This window comes from Desulfurispirillum alkaliphilum (genome assembly GCF_055378285.1).
Genome location: NZ_AP042405.1, coordinates 2,518,751 through 2,540,024, shown reverse-complemented (window position 1 = coordinate 2,540,024; position 21,274 = coordinate 2,518,751). Strand labels below are relative to the sequence as shown.

Annotated in this window: 15 protein-coding genes; 6 read left to right on the top strand and 9 right to left on the bottom strand. The window is 59.1% G+C overall.

Annotated features, from left to right (window positions below; translation table 11 throughout):
* The 7 genes from tyrS to ACZ46I_RS11390 all read right to left on the bottom strand — a co-directional run bounded on the left by tyrS (position 1) and on the right by ACZ46I_RS11390 (position 8,238).
* Complete coding sequence (gene tyrS, locus ACZ46I_RS11420; RefSeq protein ID WP_464280866.1) at positions 1-1,215, bottom strand: tyrosine--tRNA ligase; 1,215 nt, start codon at positions 1,213-1,215, stop codon at positions 1-3.
* Positions 1,216-1,320: 105 nt separating this feature from the next.
* Positions 1,321-2,301 carry a hypothetical protein gene (locus tag ACZ46I_RS11415; protein WP_464280865.1) on the bottom strand — a complete coding sequence of 327 codons (981 nt, stop codon included), beginning with the start codon at positions 2,299-2,301 and terminating at the stop codon, positions 1,321-1,323.
* A 2-nt stretch (positions 2,302-2,303) separates the two neighbouring features.
* Complete coding sequence (locus tag ACZ46I_RS11410) at positions 2,304-3,185, bottom strand: hypothetical protein (protein WP_464280864.1); 882 nt, start codon at positions 3,183-3,185, stop codon at positions 2,304-2,306.
* Positions 3,182-3,616, bottom strand: a complete 435-nt coding sequence (locus ACZ46I_RS11405) for a hypothetical protein (RefSeq protein ID WP_464280863.1) — start codon at positions 3,614-3,616, stop codon at positions 3,182-3,184. Before ACZ46I_RS11405 ends, ACZ46I_RS11410 begins: the two co-directional genes overlap by 4 nt.
* A 56-nt stretch (positions 3,617-3,672) precedes the next feature.
* The gene (locus ACZ46I_RS11400) at positions 3,673-4,614 is read right to left on the bottom strand and encodes a radical SAM protein (RefSeq protein ID WP_464280862.1); all 942 of its coding nucleotides are present in this window, start codon (positions 4,612-4,614) and stop codon (positions 3,673-3,675) included.
* Entirely contained in the window at positions 4,615-7,518 is a 2,904-nt protein-coding gene (locus tag ACZ46I_RS11395) for an anaerobic glycerol-3-phosphate dehydrogenase subunit C (RefSeq protein WP_464280861.1), read from the bottom strand.
* Positions 7,519-7,620: 102 nt separating this feature from the next.
* Positions 7,621-8,238: an arylesterase gene (locus tag ACZ46I_RS11390; RefSeq protein WP_464280860.1), complete on the bottom strand. Its 618-nt coding sequence runs from the start codon at positions 8,236-8,238 to the stop codon at positions 7,621-7,623.
* On the opposite strand from ACZ46I_RS11390, the gene ACZ46I_RS11385 reads away from it, so the two are divergent.
* From ACZ46I_RS11385 to ACZ46I_RS11360, 6 genes are all read left to right on the top strand, one after another.
* A complete protein-coding gene (locus ACZ46I_RS11385) occupies positions 8,239-8,937 on the top strand; it encodes an ABC transporter ATP-binding protein (RefSeq protein ID WP_464280859.1) in 699 nt (232 codons plus the stop codon). It abuts the gene before it with no gap.
* Complete coding sequence (locus ACZ46I_RS11380) at positions 8,934-11,450, top strand: ABC transporter permease (RefSeq protein WP_464280858.1); 2,517 nt, start codon at positions 8,934-8,936, stop codon at positions 11,448-11,450. The genes ACZ46I_RS11385 and ACZ46I_RS11380 overlap by 4 nt, the downstream gene beginning before the upstream one ends.
* 207 nt (positions 11,451-11,657) lie before the next feature.
* Complete coding sequence (locus ACZ46I_RS11375; RefSeq protein ID WP_464280857.1) at positions 11,658-14,519, top strand: RCC1 domain-containing protein; 2,862 nt, start codon at positions 11,658-11,660, stop codon at positions 14,517-14,519.
* Between the two features lie 246 nt (positions 14,520-14,765).
* Positions 14,766-15,941, top strand: a complete 1,176-nt coding sequence (locus ACZ46I_RS11370; protein WP_464280856.1) for an InlB B-repeat-containing protein — start codon at positions 14,766-14,768, stop codon at positions 15,939-15,941.
* A gap of 107 nt (positions 15,942-16,048) precedes the next feature.
* A complete protein-coding gene (locus ACZ46I_RS11365; protein ID WP_464280369.1) occupies positions 16,049-17,449 on the top strand; it encodes an IS4 family transposase in 1,401 nt (466 codons plus the stop codon).
* The gene (locus tag ACZ46I_RS11360; protein ID WP_464281855.1) at positions 17,385-18,128 is read left to right on the top strand and encodes an RCC1 domain-containing protein; all 744 of its coding nucleotides are present in this window, start codon (positions 17,385-17,387) and stop codon (positions 18,126-18,128) included. Before ACZ46I_RS11365 ends, ACZ46I_RS11360 begins: the two co-directional genes overlap by 65 nt.
* Before the next feature lie 127 nt (positions 18,129-18,255).
* Here ACZ46I_RS11360 and rnr read toward each other — a convergent pair whose 3' ends face one another.
* Together rnr and ACZ46I_RS11350 are read right to left on the bottom strand one after the other, a co-directional pair.
* Positions 18,256-20,499 carry a ribonuclease R gene (gene rnr, locus ACZ46I_RS11355; protein ID WP_464280855.1) on the bottom strand — a complete coding sequence of 748 codons (2,244 nt, stop codon included), beginning with the start codon at positions 20,497-20,499 and terminating at the stop codon, positions 18,256-18,258.
* A gap of 206 nt (positions 20,500-20,705) precedes the next feature.
* Entirely contained in the window at positions 20,706-21,227 is a 522-nt protein-coding gene (locus ACZ46I_RS11350; protein ID WP_464280854.1) for a sugar ABC transporter, read from the bottom strand.
* Between the last annotated feature and the right edge of the window lie 47 nt (positions 21,228-21,274).

The window sequence follows — 21,274 nt, the reverse complement described above, 5'->3', positions numbered from 1 at the left end:
TTAGGGTTTGACAATGATTTTTGCAAAGCGACGCTTGCCGACTTTCAGCACGCATTCGCCGGGAACCTGAAATTCAGCGTGGGAGTCGCATATGGCGCTGCCGTCAAGGGAAACTCCCCCCTGTTCCATCAGCCGCCGCGCCTCGCCATTGCTTTTGGCAAAGCCCACAGAGGCGATAAGAGTACTGATCCGCTTGTCGGCAGTGGCGCCGAGGGACACCTCAAACACCGGCATCTCCTCGGGATTTTCTCCCCTGGCAAATACCTGCTCGAAGTGGCGCGCCGCCTCTTCGCCGGCACCTGCGCCGTGGAAGCGGTCGACGATTTCGCGACCAAGGGTGACTTTGACCTCTTTGGGGTGGAGGGAACCGCTGGCAATACCCTGTCGCAGCGCTTCAATGTCCGCCAGGCTGCGATCGCTGAGCAGCTCGAAGTAGCGGAACATCAGATCGTCGGAAATGGACATCACCTTGCCGAACATTTCGTTGGCCGGCTCCGTGACTCCGATGTAGTTGCCCAGGGATTTGGACATCTTGTTGACACCGTCGGTCCCTTCGAGGATCGGCATGGTGATGACGATCTGCTCTTCCTGACCGTAGCGACGCTGCAGCGTTCTGCCCATGAGCAGGTTGAACTTCTGGTCGGTGCCACCCAGCTCCACATCGGCTTTCATGGCGACGGAGTCGTATCCCTGGAAGAGGGGGTAGAAGAATTCCACCAGGCTGATCTCCCCACCGCTGCGGTAGCGGTTCTGGAAGTCATCGCGCTCCAGCATGCGCGCGACGGTGGTCTTGGCGGCCAGTTCCATCATGGCGCGGATATCCAACTCATAGAGCCAGTGGGAGTTGAAGACCACGCGGGTCTTTTCGGGGTCGAGAATTTTGAAGACCTGGGCCTTGTAGGTTTCCGCGTTGGCCAGGACATCCTCGCGGGTCAGCATCCTGCGGGTTTCACTTTTTCCGGAGGGGTCGCCGATCATGGCGGTGAAGTCGCCGATGAGAAAGTGTATTTCGTGGCCCAGAAGCTGGAAGTGGCGCAGCTTCTGCATCAGAACCGTATGGCCGAGATGCAGGTCCGGCGCGGTAGGGTCGAAACCGGCCTTGATAATCAGGGGTTTGCCCCGGGAAAGTTTTTTTCTGAGTTCTTCTTCTTCAATGAGCTCGACGCAACCACGCTTGATCAGCGCAATCTGCTCGTCGACGGAATGTGCGTTCATGCATCCTCCCCAATTCAATTGGCGACACTATACCATGTAAGGGGAGTGGTGGGGAATACGAAATCACCCGGACTTGTCGCGAAGTCCGGGTGCTCTGGAGCGGTGTTACTCGCCGGGGCCGAAGTAGCGGCAGCGCGGGCTGATGCTGCGCAGAAAGCTGTCCGCTTCCGAGGGAGTACTGTACATGGTGACGCCGGGGCCCTCGGCGGTGGCCTCCAGGTAGAAGCCGGTGCCGTACTTGAGATTGTAGGGAATCCACATCAGGTCGGTGCGCACGCGGCTTCCGTTCTCCTTGACGGCGTAATAGGTGTAGATTTCCAGGGGATTCTTGCGGTTGAGACACGCTTCGGAGACGGGGCGCGTGAACTCCTGGGGATCATTGAAGCCATCGCTGATGCCGCGGTAGCGTTCGGTGACCACCTGGCGTACCGAGGCGAAGTTCCCGCCGACAACAGGGTCGGTGCGGTGAATGCGGTAGCGGCTGAAGCGGATGATGACATGATCCTCGCCATTTCGGAAGTGAAAGAGCTGGGGAGTGTTGATATCGCGTACCTGTTCAAAAGGACTCTGATCATCATACCAGAAGGGGGGTGTCACCGGTGGCGAGGTGGGCCGGAAGGCATCGGGATCCTTGTATGGCTCCAGGGCCATTTCAATGATCTCCAGGTTCAGGCTGTCGGCCTGGCGACGCAGCAGGATATTGAAGCTTTTGCCATCGGCGGTATTCCTGATGGGAAAGGTGACATAGTCGTTCGGGTCGGGTTGTGGCAGGGGCTCGATCAGGGTGATGGCGCCGGTTTGCGGGTTGACATTGACGGGCAGGTCTTCGCGGTAACTCAGAATTTCATAGGTGACACCCTCGAATTCAAAAAAGAGGGTGACGGTTCGCTCATAGCCTCCCGGAACCGCTTCGGGTTCGTCGGCTTCAATGGTCAGATCCGCCAGTTCGATGCCGATGCTGTTAATGGCGATCAGGCCGCTGGTAAAGGCGAAAATCGTATGGTGACTGGGATAGTTCAGCTGCAGGCTGAAGGCGTTGCTGAAGAGCAGCAGACACAGCAGCAGTGGTGTGGCGACGCGGATCATGGCTACTCCTCCACGGTCGGTGTAAAGGTCGAGATAACGATATCGGCAATGGCCGCCAGCTCCGAATTGCCCACCAGCGGGTACTCATTCTGGCCGTAGAAATCGATGACGAAGTAGGTGTAGCGCTTGTGTTTATTAGAATGGGCGGCCTTGGGGTAGATCAGGGCCGTGCGACGGTAGTCGTCGTGGTAAACCAGCCCGCTCTGGGGGTCAAAGACATTTTCCCGGCCCCACATCTCCAGCATAGCGTACTTGTCGGGGTGGCCGATGTACTCGACGTTGGGAGTGCCGAAAGTGGCTGAAATATTGCGACTGGCGTACTGATCCTCGAAGGAGCTTTTGACCGAGCCCATAATGCGGTCGTGGGTCTGGAAGCCGATGGTAATCTTCATGAACCCGTGCTCGTAGCGGTAGATGGGGTTGGGGTAGAAGATCGGATAGTTCTCCGGCGTGTCGATGCGCTCCTTTTCCACACTGGCGAAATACAGGGAGTCGGCGGTCCTGGTGGTCATCTCGAAGGTGTTCTCCAGGGCGATTTCAAAGCGTGGATCGCCCCTCCACATCTCATGGACGTTCGAGGGAGCCTCCATGACCTGCAGGTGGCTCAGGACAAAAAGGTTTTCCTGGGGGTTCCAGGTGTAGGTCGGTTTGACCCTGGTCTGACGGGAGGTGTCGGCGAAACGGTAACCGTCGATCTGCAGCAGTCCCTGTTCCTGCAGCTTGCGGGCGTCATCCACTTCGCCTGCAGTGAAGTAGACGGACTGTATGACGAAGCTGTCTTCCGAGGTGTATTCGACGATATTGTAGTAATCAACGACAATAAATCCGGCGCTCAGCACGCAGAGCAGCAGCAGAGCCAGGAGGAGCAGCCTGTTCTTCTTCATTTGGCACCCCCGCCACACAGAGGGTTGTTGGTGCCCGCCACGCACACCACCACATCACGGTCGGGATTCCCATGGAAAATGATATGGTTGTAGGGGTGGCGCAGGGCATTCTCATGGTAGACGGCCACTCCATAGATCTTTCCGTCGTCTATGGTCAGGCTGTACTCGTAATGGCGGGTGGCGTCAATGCGCGCGTGCCCCGTGGATGTCCAGCCACCGTCAGTCCGGATATCAGCGGTGTTGCGGATATCAATGCGTTGCCCGCTGGCGCCGGCTATGGCAGAACCCACATGGCTGTGGTTGGCCGCCGCGCTGATCTTGCCGGAGCTGCCCGACGGTGTGTCGGTTTCCGTGACGCCACAGCCCGCCAGGGCCATCAGCGCCAGCGCTCCCCATGTCAGGAGCCGGTATTTCCATCGTACTTCTTCCATGAAGCACCACCTTGAAGAAAAATCGGTCGTCCATCCATGGACGTCTGCTGTAGCTCTTATCGGCACCAGCGATAGAAATCTTCATCCCGGGTGATGAGTTTTTTCTCCAGCAGCTCACTGAGGGCTTTGTCAATGGCCGTGGTGTTACCGGAGCTGATGGTGGTGTACAGGTCTTGGGCGGTGCTGGGGCGCACCTGCAGGACGCGGCAGATGGCGGCCGCGATATCTTCCTCTGCCTGAGGTGCAGGAGGAGTGCCGGGGGCAGGTGTATCCGGGCGGGTGACCACATCGGCGCCGGGAAAGAAGCGCGCTGCCAGGGAGTGCAGGTACTCCGCCGACGCCTTGACAAGGCCGGACTGTGTCCCGGGACGATCCATGGTGCCCAGTTGGATTCTGGTGTGGTCTATGGAGCGGCAGGCTGCTGCCAGGGCCTCCAGGTGGGCGGGTTCGTCGTTGATGCCGGGCAGGATGAGGATCTCCAGCCAGATTTCCCCGCAGAATTCGCGCGAGAAATCGCTGAGGGCGGTGATAACCTCTTGTACGTCAATGGTGTGATGGGGCCGGTTGATGCGGGTGAAAATCTCCTGGGTGGCGGCATCCAGGGAGGGGACGACGATGTCCAGCTGCTGGCACTCCTGCCAGAGGGCGCGATCAGTCAGGGGAGTGCCGTTGGTGAGCAGGCACAGGCGGTATTGGGGGAACTCAGCTTTGATAGCGGCCACCAGCTCGCCGAAGCGACGGAAGAGCAGAGGTTCGCCGGAACCGGCAAAGGTGATGACATCGAGCTGCGGTTTGGTTGCAAGCAGGTGACGCAGCTCATGCAGCACCGCCTCCATGGGGACAAACTCCTGGCGGGTGGTGGTCAGGCGCGTGGTGGCACCGCATTCGCAGTAAATACAGTCCTCGCTGCAGGTCTTGTGGGGCAGCAGGTCGATGCCCAGGCTCATGCCCAGACGCCGTGAGCGGACGGGACCGAAGAGGTACTGACAGCGCACCATTCAGACCTTGAGCCCGTAGGCGCGGGCCAGCAGAATCGCCGGATGCAGGCCGTCCTTGCCCTTTGCCAGATGCTGTATCTGCATGCGGCAGGTGGGGCAGTCCGTGACACCGTCTACGCCCTCCTGGGACATGACTTTCCCCAGATCTTCGCCGATGGCAATGGAGAGATCATAGTTCTGCTTCTTCATGCCCCAGCTGCCGCTCATTCCGCAGCAACCGGCCTGGGACGCCTTGATGTTCAGTCCCGGAACCTGCTGCAGCACCTTGAGGGTGGCGTTGGCACCGGACTGCACGCGCAGGTGGCAGGGGCTGTGGTAGGCGTACTCATTGACGCGCTCAGGCATGGTGAAATTGAAATCCTGGCGCAGCTTGCCGTCCTTCTGCAGCATCAGCAGGTATTCGCCCAGGTGGTAGGTATTGCGGGAGACCAGGTGCGTGTCGTCGTTATCCACCGTAAAGAGCCACTCCTCCTTCAGGCTCAGGGCGCAGGAGGTGCAGCCGGTGATGATGTCGTAGCCCTTTTTGACATAGTAGGAGAAAAGACCCGCGTTGGAGATGACATCATAGCGGGCTTCCTTGACGTGGCCGTTGGAGAGTTTCGGCAGTCCGCAGCAGTGCTGCTCCGGTACCTCGACCTGAATGTTGTGGTGCTCCAGCACGTTGATAAGGGATTTCGCCACATCAGTCTGCATGTAGTTGGCGGCGCAGCCGGTGAAGTAGACGACCTTGCGGTCGGGGTTCTTCAGCTTCTGGCGACGTGAGGCGTAGTCCACCGCCGTCTCCTGGTGAAAGCGCATGGGTTCGCGTTTGCTGCTGATGCCCACCGTCTTTTCCATGATCTTGCGCACCAGGGAAGTGCGCATGACCGGGTTGACAAAGGGCGCCATGGCTGAGTTCAGGCGCGCGATGCGTTCCACCTGGGTGACTACCCGGTTCTGGAAGGTCTGGCCGTTGCGCAGGACGTAGCGCGCCTTGGCTTCCAGTACCAGCTTGGGAATGTCCACATTGGAAACGCACTCCAGATGGCAGCTCTGGCAGGAGATGCACTGATCGAGAATCTCCTTGAATTCCGGGCTGTAGGGGAACTTGCGGGTGTCCAGATTCCCCTGGATCAGGTGACGCAGAATGTTGGCCTTGGCCTTGGGCGCCGCCTTCTCGTCGCGGGTCACCTTGTAGACGGGGCACATGTTCACCACCTTGCTGACCGTGGTGCAGGTGGAGCAGCCGTGGCACATCTCAATCTGCTCCTGGTACTCCTGGTTCCCCTGGCCCCAGTGGAAAATGGTCCTGCGGGTATCGACCACAACCCGGTAGTCAGCGCCGTAACGCAGGTTTTCCGTGTCAGCGCTTTCTGATGCGTTGGTCTTGACATCGGGGTTCAGCAGGCCCTTGGGGTCGAATATCCCTTTGACCCTGAGGAAGACGGGGAAGAGATCTGGATAGACGCACTGAATATACTTGCTGCGTACCCTGCCGTCGCCGTGCTCGCCGCAGGGCGTGCCCTTGAGGCGTTCAACCACCTCGAAGAGCTCCCGGGAAATCTTGCGGAACTTCTCGATATCGTCGGGGTTTTTCATGCTGAGGATCGGACGCACGTGCAGCAGGCCTTTGCCCGCGTGGCCGTAGACATTGAAGGTGACCTTGTGGCGGCGCGAGCAGGCGTAGACCTCCTCGTAGTACTCCACAAGATGCTCCAGGGGCACAGCGGCGTCTTCCACAAAGCCGATGGCCTTGGCGTCGCCCTTGATCTTGTTGGCCAGGGGAACGGCAGCCTTGCGGATACCCCACAGCTTCTCCTTGTCGGCCGTGGTGGTGGCGCTGATGAACTCAAAGGCCAGGGGCTGTTCGTCGCAGATGGCGGCGCGTACCTTTTCCAGGGAAGCGGTGCACTCTGCCAGATCGTCGCCGTCAAATTCAATCATCAGGACATTGTCCAGCTCTTTGGGCAGGGACTTGTCCAGGGCCTCATCCACTTCCCGGGCCTTGCTGACCAGGGAGTTATCCATAAGTTCCACCGCTGCGGCGCCGTGGTCGACGGCAATGATGGTGGCGCGGCCACTGCTTTCGATATCCTTGAACATGGCCATGCCCAGGACTTCGTGGCGGGGAATGGGCAGCAGGCGGATTTTGATGCGGGTAATCAGCCCCAGGGTGCCTTCGCTGCCCACAAAGAGCGGCACCAGGTTGATCAGGCCGTTTTCGTAGACGCCACGCAAGTTGTAGCCACTGACGTTGTACCGGATATCCGGGTAGCCGGAAGCGATCTGGGTGCGGTTCTCGTCAATGCAGGCCATGATATTCCGGTAGACGGCGGACTCCATGGTGTCGCGGCTGAGAATGGCCTGGAACTGTGGTGAGTCGACCTCGTAAGGCTTGACGTGGATCTTCTCGCCATTGGAGAGCACGACCTGCAGCTCCTCGATATATTCGCCTGTGATGCCGTATTTTACCGAATGGGCGCCGCTGGTGTTGTTGGCGGTCATGCCGCCGACGGTGCAGTAGTTGCCGCTGGAGGGATCGGGGGGGAAGAACAGACCATAGGGCTTGGCAGCCCGGTTGAGGTCGGCGTAGCGCACTCCGGGGTCAGTCCAGACATACTGGCCTTCGCGGTTGATCTCGTGAATTTTATGACGGTATTTGGTGAAGTCCACCACGATACCCTGCCCCAGTGCCTGGCCGCCAATGGCGCTGCCCGCGCCGCGGGCGTGTACCTGGATGCCGCGCTGGCTGGCAAAGGCCAGAATTTTCTGGACATCAACCTCGTCTTTGGGGGAAACGGCCCCGAGGGGCAGAACCTGGTAGATAGAGGCGTCGGTGGAGAAGAGGTAACGGGTAGGCAGATCAAAATATACATCACCCTGGATGATGTCGCGAAGCTCTTGCGCTATGGTGTTCGTATCCAAGAAACACTCCTGGGGGAAGATGTTCAAAGCAGATAAACGCCGAGTATACCGATTTCCCTGTTGAACTGCAAGAAAGGGCGATTCGGTGCCATGGGCCTGCCTTCAGGGCAGCTGGGACCGCAGGACGGGCCAGATCCTCTCCATCAGGAGCGGCTGCGCAGCCGTAGCGGGATGGATGCCGTCGGACTGCATCAGGGCGGGATTCTGCCCCACCTCTTCCAGAAAACGTTCCACCAGGGCGGTATCATACTCAGCAGCCAGATCAGGAAAGAGCCGGGCGAAGGCATCGGCATAGCGGGGGCCGTAGTTGGGTGGAATCTGCATGCCCACCAGCACCACGCGGGCACCTGCATTCCGCGAGCGCTCAATCATGGTGACGAGATTCTGGCGGATATGGTCCAGGGGCATGCCGCGCAGGCCATCGTTGCCCCCCAGTTCAATCACCACGACCTGGGGCTGGTGGCGCTGCAGCAGGTCGTCAATGCGGCTGGCGCCAGAAGCGCTGGTATCACCGCTGATGGCGGCATTGATGATTTGGTGGGGGAATCCTTGTTCGCGCAACCGTTCCTGTAGTAAGTTAACCCAGGCTTCCGATTCGGCGACGCCGTAGCCCGCCGCGATACTGTCACCCACGATGAGGATTTTCGGTGTCGGCTGGGCTGACGCCACGGCAAACAGGATTCCCATCACCATCAAAGCTGTCAGAAGGATACAACGCATATGTCAGACTCCTTTTCTTCAGAGACCATTCTTCAGGTTCACGAACTGCAGAAAACCGTACCCACTTCCGATGGTGAGCTGACCATCCTAACGTCAGTCAGCCTTGAAATCAAGAAGGGCCGGACAGTGGCCATCACCGGTGTTTCCGGCTCCGGCAAGACCACCCTGCTGAGCCTGCTGGCCGGGCTGGACACTCCCTCTTCGGGCTCCATCTGTCTCGACGGGCAGCGCATCAGCGACCTTGACGAGGATGGCCGCGCCGCAGTGCGCCAGCAGCGGGTGGGTTTTGTGTTTCAATCCTTTCACCTGCTCCCCCATCTGAGCGCCCTGGAGAACGTCATGCTGCCCCTGGAACTGGCTGGCGAGCGCGACGCCCACGGCATTGCCACCGGGCTGCTGCAGCGGGTGGGGCTGGAACATCGCGTTAAACACCTGCCCAAGCACCTCTCCGGCGGAGAACAGCAGCGGGTCGCCATAGCGCGGGCCTTTGCCACCAGCCCCGACATTCTCTTCGCCGATGAACCCACGGGGAACCTGGACATGCATAACAGCGCCAGAATCGCTGATCTGCTCTTCACCATGAACCGCGAGCGCGGCACGACCCTGGTGCTGGTGACCCACGATATGCAGCTGGCAGGACGCTGTCAGGATGTCTACACCATGGAAAACGGTCATCTGCGCCTGCGGGAGCGGTCATGAACCGCCCGGTCACTCTGCTGCGCCTGTTTCTGAAGTTTTTCCGCCGCGACTGGCGTGGCGGTGGGCTGCCGGCGCTCTTTCTGGCGGTGACCGTAGCCGTGGGAGCCACCACCACCGTCGCCTATTTTACCCAGCGCCTCAACCTGGCCATGCACCATCAGGCCCAGGATCTCATTGGTGCCGACCTGGTGGTTTCCGGCTCTCAGCCCGTCGATGAGCAGTGGCTTGCCACAGCAGCCTCCATGGATCTGCGCGTCAGTGTTCTGCTGGAGTTCACCTCCATGGTGGCCCACGGCGATGCGCTGGTTCTTTCCGCCATCAAGGCGGTGAGTGAAGGCTACCCCCACCGGGGCAGCCTTGGCGTACGCCTTGCGGAACAGGAACCCATGGTGGACGTACAGCAGGGGCCACAACCCGGTGAGATATGGGCAGAGGCGCGACTGCTGGAGGAGCTGGGTGTCGGTATCGGCGCCGAAATCGAAGTGGGCAGCAGCCTGCTGCCGGTCAGCCGTATTCTTGACCAGGAACCCGACCGCACCGTCAGCGGCCTCTTTTCCATGAACCCTCGCCTGATGGTGCACCTTGATGACATTGCCGCTACCGGCCTGGTGGTTCCCGGCAGCCGCGTCACCTGGCGCACCCTCTTTTCGGGAGCCGGTGATGACATCGCGGATTTTCAACAGTGGTTGCAGCCTCAACTGGGTGCCCACTACCGGATTATCAGTGTCAGTGAGGATCAGCCCGCCGTGGCCTCAGCTCTGGAGCGGGCCGGGCAGTTTCTGGGGCTGGCGACCATTGCCACCGTGGTGCTTTCCGGCGTTTCCATCTCCATGGCCGCACGCCTCTATGCCCGCCGCCACTTCCACACCAGCGCGCTGCTGCGCTGCCTGGGAGCCTCCGGCAAAACCCTGGGGGCACTCTACACGTCCCAGGTGCTCATGGCAGGGGTACTGGCCAGTACCCTGGGTTCCCTGTTGGGGCTGCTCTTCTGTGAGCTGCTGATCATGGCCTTGCGGGAACTGCTGCCCCCCTTTATCCCTCCGGCGGGAATGGCACCGGCGCTGCTTGGCTATGGGGCCGGCGTGGTTCTGCTGCTGGGATTTGCCCTGCCACCACTGCTGCAGTTGCAGCGGGTCAGCGCCCTGCGCCTGCTGCAAAGCGACCTCTCCCCTCTGCCGCCCGCCGCCTGGCTGGTCTTTGCCGCAGCCCTCGGCAGCGTGCTGCTCTTTGTGGGGTACTTCGCCGAAGACTTCCGGCTGGCCGGGATATTTGTCGGTGGCCTGCTCGCCTTTATGCTGCTTTCGGCGCTCATTGCCTGGACCCTGCTGCGGACAGTGGGCACGGTGCTGCCCTGGCTGCCCTTTTCCCTGCGCATGGGAATCCAGGGCCTGCTGCGCCGTCGCGGAACTGCCCTGCTCCAGATGGTGGCTTTCTCTGCCGGACTGTGCGCCATCGCGATCGTGGTGCTCTTGCGCACCGATCTGCTGCGCTCCTGGCAGCAGCAGGTTCCTCCCGATGCCCCCAATCACTTCGCCATCAATATTCAGCCCCACGACGCTGCCCGTGTGGCGGCCTTCATGGACGAACACGACATCAGACGCGCCTCACTCTATCCCATGGTGCGGGGCCGACTGACCCACATAAACGGGCGCTCCGCCCTGGAGGTGGTGCCCGAGAGCGCGCGGGACGACAACATCCTGCACCGCGAACTCAATATCACCTGGAGCGCAGAAGTGCCCCGCCACAATGTGCTGGTGGAGGGGCAGTGGTGGGAAGACCACCGCGCGGAAGGCGAAGCGGTTATCTCCATCGAACAGGGAATGGCCAGACGCCTTGGCCTGCAGCAAGGCGATGAACTGACTTTCTCCTTTGCGGGCCAGAGCCGCGCGGCCAGGGTAACCAGTGTGCGGCAGGTGGACTGGAACTCCTTTCAGCCGAACTTCTATGTGATATTCGCGCCGGGGCAGTTGCCGGAGCAGTGGGCCACCTCCATGACCAGCTTTTACCTGCCGCCGGAGCAGAAAGGCTTTATCCGGCAATTGGTGCAGCAGTTCCCCTCCGTGACCGTCCTGGAAGTGGATCGCATCCTGGGCCAGGTGCAGGGCATCATCAGTCAGGTCAGCCGCAGCGTGGAATACGTCCTGCTGTTTGTGCTGATCTCCGGCTTCGTGCTCCTCTTTACCATCGTACAGAGTACCATTGGTCTGCGGCTGCACGAAAGCTCACTGTTACGCACCTTTGGCGCGTCCACAGCGTTTCTGCGTTCCAATACCCTGGCGGAATTCACCTTTCTGGGGCTGCTCTCGGGAATCCTGGCGACCCTGATTACCCATGGACTGGCCTGGATTCTCTACCGACAGGTCTTTGACCTGCCGCTGGACGCCCAATGGCTGCTCTGGGGCACATTGCCCTTGGGAGCTATGATCCTGGTGGGCTGTGCCGGGCTCTGGGCCTCGCGCTCCGTCGTCCAGCAGAGCCCGGTGGACCTGCTGCGGGAAAATCGCGATGACTGAATGCCCGGAAAATGGCGATGCGCTTGAGAAAGAACAGGTTATCTGAATTGTGAAGGTTCGGTGCCATCTGTTGCATGGGCTTGCCAGTAAGTGCCTTTGCTGCCATGGTATAGCGTTTTCGGTTAGTTTTCTTGGTTTTTAAGTCTTTTGTTGTCAGTGGTTACCCCAGATGGTACGGTTGCGGAACAGTACTGCAGGGAGGTTCTTATGCCGTTGACCGTTCGTCAAGTCTTCATGCGGGCGTTTGCCGCACTGGTGATAGTGTGTCTTGCGCTCGTTTTCTTATCCGGCTGTGGCAGCTCAAGTGGAGGATCGGGCACAACCAACATCTATGTTGTCATGTTTCTCGACCACGATGGGATCGTATTGCAAACCGAAGATGTGGAACATGGTGGTGCCGCTGTTCCTCCAGCAGACCCGGAGCGCCCAGGCTATTCTTTTACTGGCTGGAGCCCTTCCGATTTCAGCAATATCACTGCTGACACCACTATCACTGCCCAGTACGCCATCAATGTGTACACTGTTACCTGGGAAAATTATGATGGCTCACTGAATTTCGAAGCTGTGGAGCATGGCGCCACCACGAACTTCCCGGTGATGCCGCCTGAGGGTCACCATGTCTCTGCGGCAAGTGGCTGCGATGGCAGTCTTGAAGGCGACACCTATACGACGGGCGTCATCACCGGTGACTGCACGATAGTGCTCACATTCAGTCCGAACAGCTATGCTCTCGGTGGCACCCTCTCGGGATTGGCCGAGGGCAGAACCATCAGCCTGCAGGTGAACGGTGGCAATGACCTCACCCTCGATCACAGCGCCAACGGCTCGCCGTACATCTTTACCGAGCCCGTGGATTATGGCGATGCGTATACGGTAAGTCTGACTGCCCAGCCGCCGCAGCACCACTGCAGCGTGGCCAATGCCAGCGGTGTCATGGGAGCTGGGGCCGTCATGGATGTGGATATCACCTGCGTATCGTTTCCCATTATCAGTGCAGGCACTGACCACACCCTGGCCATCAAAGCCGATGGCACCCTCTGGGCCTGGGGGAGGAACGGGGATGGTCAGCTCGGCCTGGGTGACACCGAAGACCACGACGCGCCGACGCAGGTGGGCAGTGAGAGTGATTGGCAATCGGTGGTCGCGGGCTTTGGCCACACCCTGGCCATCAAAGCCGACGGCACCCTCTGGGCCTGGGGGTGGAATCATAATGGCCAGCTCGGCCTGGGGAACACTGACAACCAAGACGCGCCAGTGCAGGTGGGCAGTGAGAGTGATTGGCAATCGGTGAGCGCGGGTTCCAACCACACCCTGGCCATCAGGACTGACGGCACCCTCTGGGCCTGGGGGAGGAGTAATAATGGTCAGCTTGGCCTGGGCGACACCGACGACCACGACGCGCCAGTGCAGGTGGGCAGTGAGAGTGATTGGCAGGCGGTGGTCGCGGGCAACAACCACACCCTGGCCATCAGGAGCGATGGCACCCTCTGGGCTTGGGGGAGGAATAATAATGGTCAGCTCGGCCTGGGGAACACCGAAGACCACGACGCACCGACGAAGGTGGGCAGTGAGAGTGAATGGCAGTCGGTGAATGCGGGTGGCAACCATACCCTGGCCATCAAAGCCGACGGCACCCTCTGGGCCTGGGGGTATAACTTGTTTGGTCAGCTCGGCCTGGGCGACACCACGAGCCACCACGAGCCAGTACAGGTGGGCGGTGAGAGCAATTGGCAGGCGGTGGGCGCGGGCTCTGGCCATACCCTGGCCATCAGGAGCGACGGCACTCTCTGGGCCTGGGGGAATAACGGGTCTGGCCAACTTGGCCTGGGGAACACTGACGACCAAGACGAGCCAGTGCAAGTGGACAGTTATAGCACTTGGGTGTCGGTGAGCGCGGGTGGCAACCACACCCTGGCCATCAGGAGCGACGGCACCCTCTGGGCCTGGGGTTCTATTATGAATGGTCAACTGGGCTTGGGGCTTTTTGGGGATATTCCCGTTCCAGAACAGACGGTGGCAGGAACCTGGCAATCGGTGAGCGCGGGTGGCAACCATACCCTGGCCATCAAAGCCGACGACACCCTCTGGGCCTGGGGGAGGAACGGGGATGGTCAGCTCGGCCTGGGTGACACCGACGACCACCACCAGCCGGAGCCGGTGGGCAGTGAGAGTGATTGGCAATCGGTGGTCACGGGTACTGACCATACCCTGGCCGTCAAGTCCGATGGTACCCTCTGGGCCTGGGGGTGGAACTGGGATGGTCAGCTCGGCCTGGGTGACACCGACGACCACCACCAGCCGGAGCCGGTGGGCAGTGAGAGTGATTGGCAATCGGTGAGCGCTGGCTTCTACCATACTCTGGCCATCAGGAGCGACGGCACTCTCTGGGCCTGGGGGAATAACGGGTCTGGCCAACTTGGCCTGGGCGACACCGCCCACCGCCACGCGCCAGTGCAGGTGGGCAGTGAGAGTGATTGGCAGTCAGTGAGCGCGGGCAACAACCACACCCTGGCCATCAGGAGCGATGGCACCCTCTGGGCCTGGGGGTGGAATCATAATGGCCAGCTTGGCCTGGGTGACACCACGAACCGCCAGGCACCGACGAAGGTGGGCAGTGAGAGTGAATGGCAGTCGGTGAATGCGGGTGGCAACCATACCCTGGCCATCAAAGCCGACGGCACCCTCTGGGCCTGGGGGTATAACTGGTCTGGTCAGCTCGGCCTGGGCGACACCACGAGCCACCACGAGCCAGTACAGGTGGGCGGTGAGAGCAATTGGCAGGCGGTGGGCGCGGGCTCTGGCCATACCCTGGCCATCAGGAGCGACGGCACTCTCTGGGCCTGGGGGAATAACGGGTCTGGCCAACTTGGCCTGGGGAACACTGACGACCAAGACGCGCCGGCGCAGGTGGGCAGTGATAGCAATTGGCAGACGGTGAGTGCTGGCTCTGACCATACCCTTGCCATCAGGAGCGATGGCACCCTCTGGGCCTGGGGCAATAACGGACGAGGCCAGCTCGGCAGGCGCACCGCTTATTTCGACGAACCTCAGGAGGTATTGCTGCAGTAACTGCCGGCTGGGGGGAAGCTCCACAGCACCCGCAGCTCAGTTCCTCTGCGCTGCGGATACTGCTCCTCTGCTGTACTCTTCCTGAGCAACGAAGGTTCGGTGCCATCTGTTGCATGGGCTGATTGGTAAATGTTGTTGTTGCCGGTATATAGCGTTTTCGGTTAGTTTTCTTGGTTTTTAAGTCTTTTGTTGTCAGTGGTTACCCCAGATGGTACGGTTGCGGAACAGTACTGCAGGGAGGTTCTTATGCCGTTGACCGTTCGTCAAGTCTTCATGCGGGCGTTTGCCACACTGGTGATAGTGTGTCTTGCGCTCGTTTTCTTATCCGGCTGTGGCAGCTCAAGTGGAGGATCGGGCACAACCAACATCTATGTCGTCATGTTTCTCGACCACGATGGGATCGTATTGCAAACCGAAGATGTGGAACATGGTGGTGCCGCTGTTCCTCCAGCAGACCCGGAGCGCCCAGGCTATTCTTTTACTGGCTGGAGCCCTTCCGATTTCAGCAATATCACTGCTGATACCACTATCACAGCCCAGTACACCATCAATGTGTACACTGTTACCTGGGGAAATTATGATGGCCCACTGAATTTCGAAGCTGTGGAGCATGGCGCCACCACGAACTTCACGGTGATACCGCCTGAGGGTCACCATGTCTCTGCGGCAAGTGGCTGCGATGGCAGCCTTGAAGGCGACACCTATACGACGGGCGTCATCACCGGTGACTGCACGGTAGTGCTCACATTCAGTCCGAACAGCTATGCTCTCGGTGGCACCCTCTCGGGATTGGCCGAGGGCAGAACCATCAGCCTGCAGGTGAACGGTGGCAATGACCTCACCCTCGATCACAGCGCCAACGGCTCGCCGTACATCTTTACCGAGCCCGTGGATTATGGCGATGCGTATACGGTAAGTCTGACTGCCCAGCCGCCGCAGCACCACTGCAGCGTGGCCAATGCCAGCGGTGTCATGGGAGCTGGGGCCGTCATGGATGTGGACATTACCTGCGTATCGTTTCCCATTATCAGTGCAGGCACTGACCACACCCTGGCCATCAAAGCCGACGGTACTCTCTGGGCCTGGGGGGGGAACGGGTCTGGTCAGCTCGGCCTGGGTGACAGCATGAGCCGCCACGAGCCAGTGCAGGTGGGCAGTGAGAACCATTGGCAATCGGTGGTCACGGGCACTGACCATACCCTGGCCGTCAAGTCCGATGGTACCCTCTGGGCCTGGGGGTATAACAATAATGGTCAGCTCGGCCTGGGGAACACTGACAACCAAGACGCGCCAGTGCAGGTGGGCAGTGAGAGTGATTGGCAGGCGGTGAGCGCGGGTCGTGAGCAGACTCTGGCCATCAAAGCCGATGGTACCCTCTGGGCCTGGGGGTATAACAATAATCTGAAGTTTCGCATCCTTTGATTCTAGCGCAAGGTCTTTAAAAGCTAGCATTTAACTAGCGATGACCCCCGCAATTTGGTATACTTGAGTTAACACAAAACGAGTATCCAAGCCACAGGAGGTCATCAATGGCAAAAGTTACCCTGAGTGATGAAAAACTGCAAGCGCGTCTTCTTGAACAGTTCGAAGTATTACGGGTTTTGCGCATGCTGGACTTTCAGCGTTTGGCCAGGAAGTGTGGCATGAACAAGCAGCAGGGCGAAGATGGGGTGAAGGTCTTTGTCTCCCTGTTTATGGCAGTATTTACCTCCAGCACGATAGCCAGGTTTGTGCGTAAAGCACAGGGCTCCGTATTCAGCCTGAAGAAGGACACTGCCTACCGCTATGCACAGCGCCAGTGCATTCACTGGCGCAAACTGCTTTTGTGTGTTGCCATGCGCGCTGTTGGCATCCTGGGTAAATACTATCCGGATAGTGGACGCTACCTGACTATTGACGACTCCCAGCTGGAAAAGACCGGCAAGCGTATTGAGTACCTGAGCTGGATATTCGACAAGAGCAAGAAGCGCTCAACCATGGGTTTCGAAATACCGTGCCTGAGCTACACCGATGGAACTTCCACTATCCCCATGGACTTTGCCATCAAGTCTTCAGCGAACCGGGTCAGTGAGCATTTGGAACCTGCTGATCTTGATGGGCGCTCGTATGCAGCAAGACGTCGCATGGAAGTGGGAATGAAGAAAACCGACCTGGTGCTGGAAATGCTGAGAAGAGCCCGGAACCAGGGAGTTGAGGCCGATGCGGTACTCTTTGACAGCTGGTATTGCTATCCCAAACTGGTGGGCAAGATTTACCACGAGATCGGCTACAACGTCTGCGCTCAGCTCAAAGCGACAAGGACGATCATGGTGACCTGCCAAGGGAAACCTTACGCAACACAGCAGCTTTGGAATACGGTTGTTCCCAGCCTGCGCGCAAAAGTCATCACCGTGCGCAATGTGGAGGTGGAAGTTCGCTCCATAAGAGCAGACTTCGGCAATACTCCGGTAAAGCTGGTGTTCTGCCGTCCTGTAGACAAGCGCAGCCACTACAAGCCTATTATCCTGCTGAGCACCCTGACCCACCACAGCGAGCAGGAAGTTATAGATACCTATGCCAATCGCTGGTCCATAGAAACGCTTTTTAAGGAGCTCAAGCACACCTGGGACTTTGGCAAAAGCCAGTGCCGCAACTTTGAGTCAAATATCTGCTTTTTAACCATCAGCATGATCAGGAGCATCGTGTTCACCATCATGCAGCGACAAGAAGAAGACTATCGCTACAAAGGAACCCTATTCGAGAAAACCGAGTGCGAGCTGCAAACACTCAGTGTGCTTTTTAATCTCGATCAGTACATTGAGTTCGTCTATGAGCTCTGCGGCGAGATATTGAAGTCAAGCACTGCTGTCTTTGTAGAACAAATCGCTGCATTCCAGCAGAGAATCAAAGACTGCGTCGTCAGCATGCTCTTTCAAGGGTGCGAAACTTGAGAATAATGGTCAGCTCGGCCTGGGGAACACTGACAACCAAGACGCGCCAGTGCAGGTGGGCAGTGAGAGTGATTGGCAATCGGTGAGCGCTGGCTTCTACCATACTCTGGCCATCAAAACCGATGGTACCCTCTGGGCCTGGGGGGATAATTGGTTTGGTCAGCTCGGCCTGGGGAACATCGTCGAGCGCCACGCGCCAGTGCAGGTGGGCGGTGAGAGTGATTGGCAGTCGGTGAGCGCGGGTCGTGACCATACCCTGGCCATCAAGTTTAATGGCACCCTCTGGGCATGGGGACACAATCGTTATGGTCAGCTTGGCCTGTGGGACACTACGAACCGCAATGCACCGGTGCCGGTTTTCAGCACATCTGCATGGGAATCGGTGAGCGCGGGCACTGACCATACCCTGGCCGTCAAGTCCGATGGTACCCTCTGGGCCTGGGGGTATAACTGGCATGGTCAGCTTGGCCTGGGCGGCGCCGACGACCGCTACCAGCCGGTGCAGGTGGGCAGTGAGAGTGATTGGCAGGCGGTGAGCGCTGGCTACCATTATACTCTGGGTATCAAGTCCGATGGCACCCTCTGGGCCTGGGGGAGGAATTATTTTGGCCAGCTCGGCCTGGGGAACACCGACGACCACCACACGCCAGTGCAGGTGGAAAGTGACGCCCTGTGGTGATTCCCTGATATACTCGGGAACATGCCCGCATGAGGTCATGATGATTGAGTAAGGTCCTCCCCTGAATGCAGTGGGGAGGACATTTTCGTATGCAGCCGCTCCATTGCCTCTGCATTTCGCCATGGGCTCAGCGCTTCTGAGTACCTCCGCCGCGTGTGCGGCGACTTTCCCCTTTGCGTTTGTGGGGCAGGGGCGCGGCTGCTGCCGAGGGCAATTTGGCTTTTTTTGTCCGCGCCCTGGGGGCTTTGCTGCGTGAAGTTTTTTTTGTGTCTGCATGTTCCGGCTGGCTGCCGCTGCTGACCAGGATGAAGTCCAGCTCGCGCTTTTCCACGTCGGCTCTGACCAGCTGCACGGTCACCGGCATACCCAGGAAGAAGCGCTGGCGGGTGCGTCGTCCCACCAGTTCATGGGTCTCTTCCTGGTAGAGGTAGTAATCCTTGTCCAGGGTGGAGACGTGCACCAGGCCCTCCACGTAGCAGGTCTGAAGCTGTACGAAAATGCCCCAGCTGGTGACGCCGCTGATGATGGCGGAGAACTCTTCGCCCACAAAGGCGCGCATGAACTGGACGCTTTTCAGCAGCTCCATCTGGGTGGAAGCATCGGCGGCCTTGCGCTCCTGGCTGCTGCTGTGCTGGGCCAGGTGGGGGGCGCTGGCTTCCAGCCGTTTGTGGCGGCGGGCGCGCTTGGTAGTGTCCAGGGATGCCCGCAGGCTGCGGTGGACGATCAGGTCGGGGTAGCGGCGTATGGGGCTGGTGAAGTGGCAGTAGTGGGTGAAGCCGAGCCCATAATGCAGGCCGGATTCCGGACTGTAGACGGCGCGCTTCATGCTGCGCAGCATGAGGGTGCTGATGAGGTCTTCTTCGGGCTTGCCCCGGCTCTGCTCCAGGATGGTGTTCAGCTGGGACGAGTGGTAGCTGCGGCCCTTGAGAGGGTAGCCGAAGTTCCAGGCAATGCGGGCGAACTCTTCCATTCGCTGCTGATCCGGCTCCTCGTGAATGCGGAAGATGCCTGGATAGCCATGGCTGTCCAGGTGACGGGCCACGGTGACATTGGCGATCAGCATGAACTCCTCGATGAGCCGGTGGGCAAAGAGCCGCTCCGCCCGGCGCACGTCCAGCACCATCCCCTTCTCGTCGACAATCACCTCCCGTTCGGGGCGATCAAAGTCAATGCTTCCTTTGGTGAAGCGCTTTCGGCGCAGAATCTTCGCCAGCTTGGCCATCTGTTCCAGCGCAGCCGTGAAGGCCCGGTCGTGGACATTGCCATCCAGGATTTCCTGCACCTCTTCATAGGTAAAACGGCGGTCAGAACGGATGATGGATGGCGTGATATGATAACCCGTCACATTGCCCTGGCGGTCGATATCCATGACGCAGGTCATGGCGTAGCGGTTCACCTTGGGCATAAGGGAGCAGATATCGTTGGAGAGCGCTTCCGGCAGCATGGGAATGCAGTAGGCGGGAAAATAGACCGATGTGGCCCGGTTCTGGGCCTCCAGGTCAAGGGCGCTGCCTTCGGTGACATAGTGGGACACATCGGCGATATGGACGTAGAGACGGAAGTTCCCCTGCTCTGTTTCGATGCTGATGGCGTCATCAAAATCCCGCGCCGTGGCTCCGTCGATGGTACAGGTAAGCAGCTTGCGGTAATCAGCGCGGCTGGTTGATGTCTTGACCACCCGCGAGACCGCCTGGGCTTCGCGCTCCACTTCGGGGGGGAAGTGCAGCTGCAGACCATAGGCTTCCAGCACCAGGGTGCGCTCCACCATGGCGTCGCTGGCATCGCCCACCACCTCCACCACTTCGCCTTCGGGCAGGGTGTTGCGACCGGGATAGCTGGTGATTCTGACCACCACCCCCTGCCCTTCGCTGACCGCCGCGGCACTGGTGCGATTGAGGCGAATCCAGGGTATCCCCTTGCGATAGGGGTTGAGCAGTGTCTGTTTGCCCTCCACCACCACCACGCCTGCCATACGCTCCACAGCGCGCTGTACGATCTCCTTGATCGTCGCGCGGCCGTTGGGCAGAATGCGGAAGGTGATGATGTCGCCACTCATCAGCGTATCGGCATCGGCAGAAAGCAGCCGGTACTCATGGGAAGTAGTCTCGTCAGTCACAAAAGCCGTTCCCGGAGTCTGCGTCACCTGCACCCGCCCCTTGAGGGCAGAACTGGCAGAGAAATAACGATCGGAGGTATCGCGCCCTGCGCGCCCCTCCTTGCACAGCGAAAGCAGCACCCGCTGCAGGATGGAAGTATCGGATTTGGAAAGCCCCAGGGCTCCACGCAGATGGCGCAGAGGCACCGGTTCGCCATAGGTATCGAGCAGGGCCAGGATCTCTTCGGCGAGAGACTTCTCGTCACGTTGCGGCATGGAGCCTCCTTGGGGCGCAGAATTACTGGGAATAACGTGGGGATAGTAGCACAGAAAGCCCGTGAAAACACCAGACCATCGGGTAATGGGCTGTAAACAGGGGGGTCGCGAACAACACGCGCAACATGAAAAACGAAGGGGAAATGCAATTGCAGTACGTGAGAAACAGGGAATGCTGTGCCCTGATATCTGTCTGCGGTCAGCTGTTAGTCACTGGTGAGTTGTTTGCCCATGGGCGTGTAGAGGTGGAGATCACTTGGCATGTTTGGCAGAATGTGGGCGATTTCAGCCTCGATGGCTACTGACAGCCAGCGAAATTCGGGGTTTTTGTCCAATGCGGTTGCTCGTATGGCATGGGGATTCGTGCCCAGTCTGCGCAGTGGTTCTGGGCCTGAGCTGCATAGGAGCAAATAACAGGCTTCATCAACACGGGGAGCTGCATCAAGACCCTCATATACGTTGCGGTGCCAGTCCGTGATAAAGCATTGCCAGCGTGCGAAATTACCACCGCCATGTTCTTTATAATCCTTGCTGTTTAAAACATCGCTACTGGTTATGGTGTGTAGCGCTAAATAGACTGGGCAGCCGCTGGTTAACGCTTTAAAACGCTGTGATGTGCGGAAGCCAATTACGGATATCAGGGCTGGCAGCTTTTCTGAGCTATAGAAATCATTCCATCCTGCCTCTTCAACAGGATCGGAAAACGTGCATTCAACAGAGTAAATCATAAGAGGCTCTCCCTGTAATATGCTGTCAATTCTCTTTCAGAGTGGAA

Coding starts and splice junctions, on each gene's coding strand:
- ACZ46I_RS11365 (WP_464280369.1), top strand. CDS start 16,049: ATGGCAAAAGTTACCCTGAGTGATGAAAAACTGCAAGCGCGTCTTCTT.
- ACZ46I_RS11405 (WP_464280863.1), bottom strand. CDS start 3,616: ATGGAAGAAGTACGATGGAAATACCGGCTCCTGACATGGGGAGCGCTG.
- ACZ46I_RS11380 (WP_464280858.1), top strand. CDS start 8,934: ATGAACCGCCCGGTCACTCTGCTGCGCCTGTTTCTGAAGTTTTTCCGC.
- ACZ46I_RS11370 (WP_464280856.1), top strand. CDS start 14,766: ATGCCGTTGACCGTTCGTCAAGTCTTCATGCGGGCGTTTGCCACACTG.
- ACZ46I_RS11390 (WP_464280860.1), bottom strand. CDS start 8,238: ATGCGTTGTATCCTTCTGACAGCTTTGATGGTGATGGGAATCCTGTTT.
- ACZ46I_RS11415 (WP_464280865.1), bottom strand. CDS start 2,301: ATGATCCGCGTCGCCACACCACTGCTGCTGTGTCTGCTGCTCTTCAGC.
- ACZ46I_RS11400 (WP_464280862.1), bottom strand. CDS start 4,614: ATGGTGCGCTGTCAGTACCTCTTCGGTCCCGTCCGCTCACGGCGTCTG.
- ACZ46I_RS11410 (WP_464280864.1), bottom strand. CDS start 3,185: ATGAAGAAGAACAGGCTGCTCCTCCTGGCTCTGCTGCTGCTCTGCGTG.
- rnr (WP_464280855.1), bottom strand. CDS start 20,499: ATGCCGCAACGTGACGAGAAGTCTCTCGCCGAAGAGATCCTGGCCCTG.
- ACZ46I_RS11350 (WP_464280854.1), bottom strand. CDS start 21,227: ATGATTTACTCTGTTGAATGCACGTTTTCCGATCCTGTTGAAGAGGCA.
- ACZ46I_RS11385 (WP_464280859.1), top strand. CDS start 8,239: ATGTCAGACTCCTTTTCTTCAGAGACCATTCTTCAGGTTCACGAACTG.
- tyrS (WP_464280866.1), bottom strand. CDS start 1,215: ATGAACGCACATTCCGTCGACGAGCAGATTGCGCTGATCAAGCGTGGT.
- ACZ46I_RS11375 (WP_464280857.1), top strand. CDS start 11,658: ATGCCGTTGACCGTTCGTCAAGTCTTCATGCGGGCGTTTGCCGCACTG.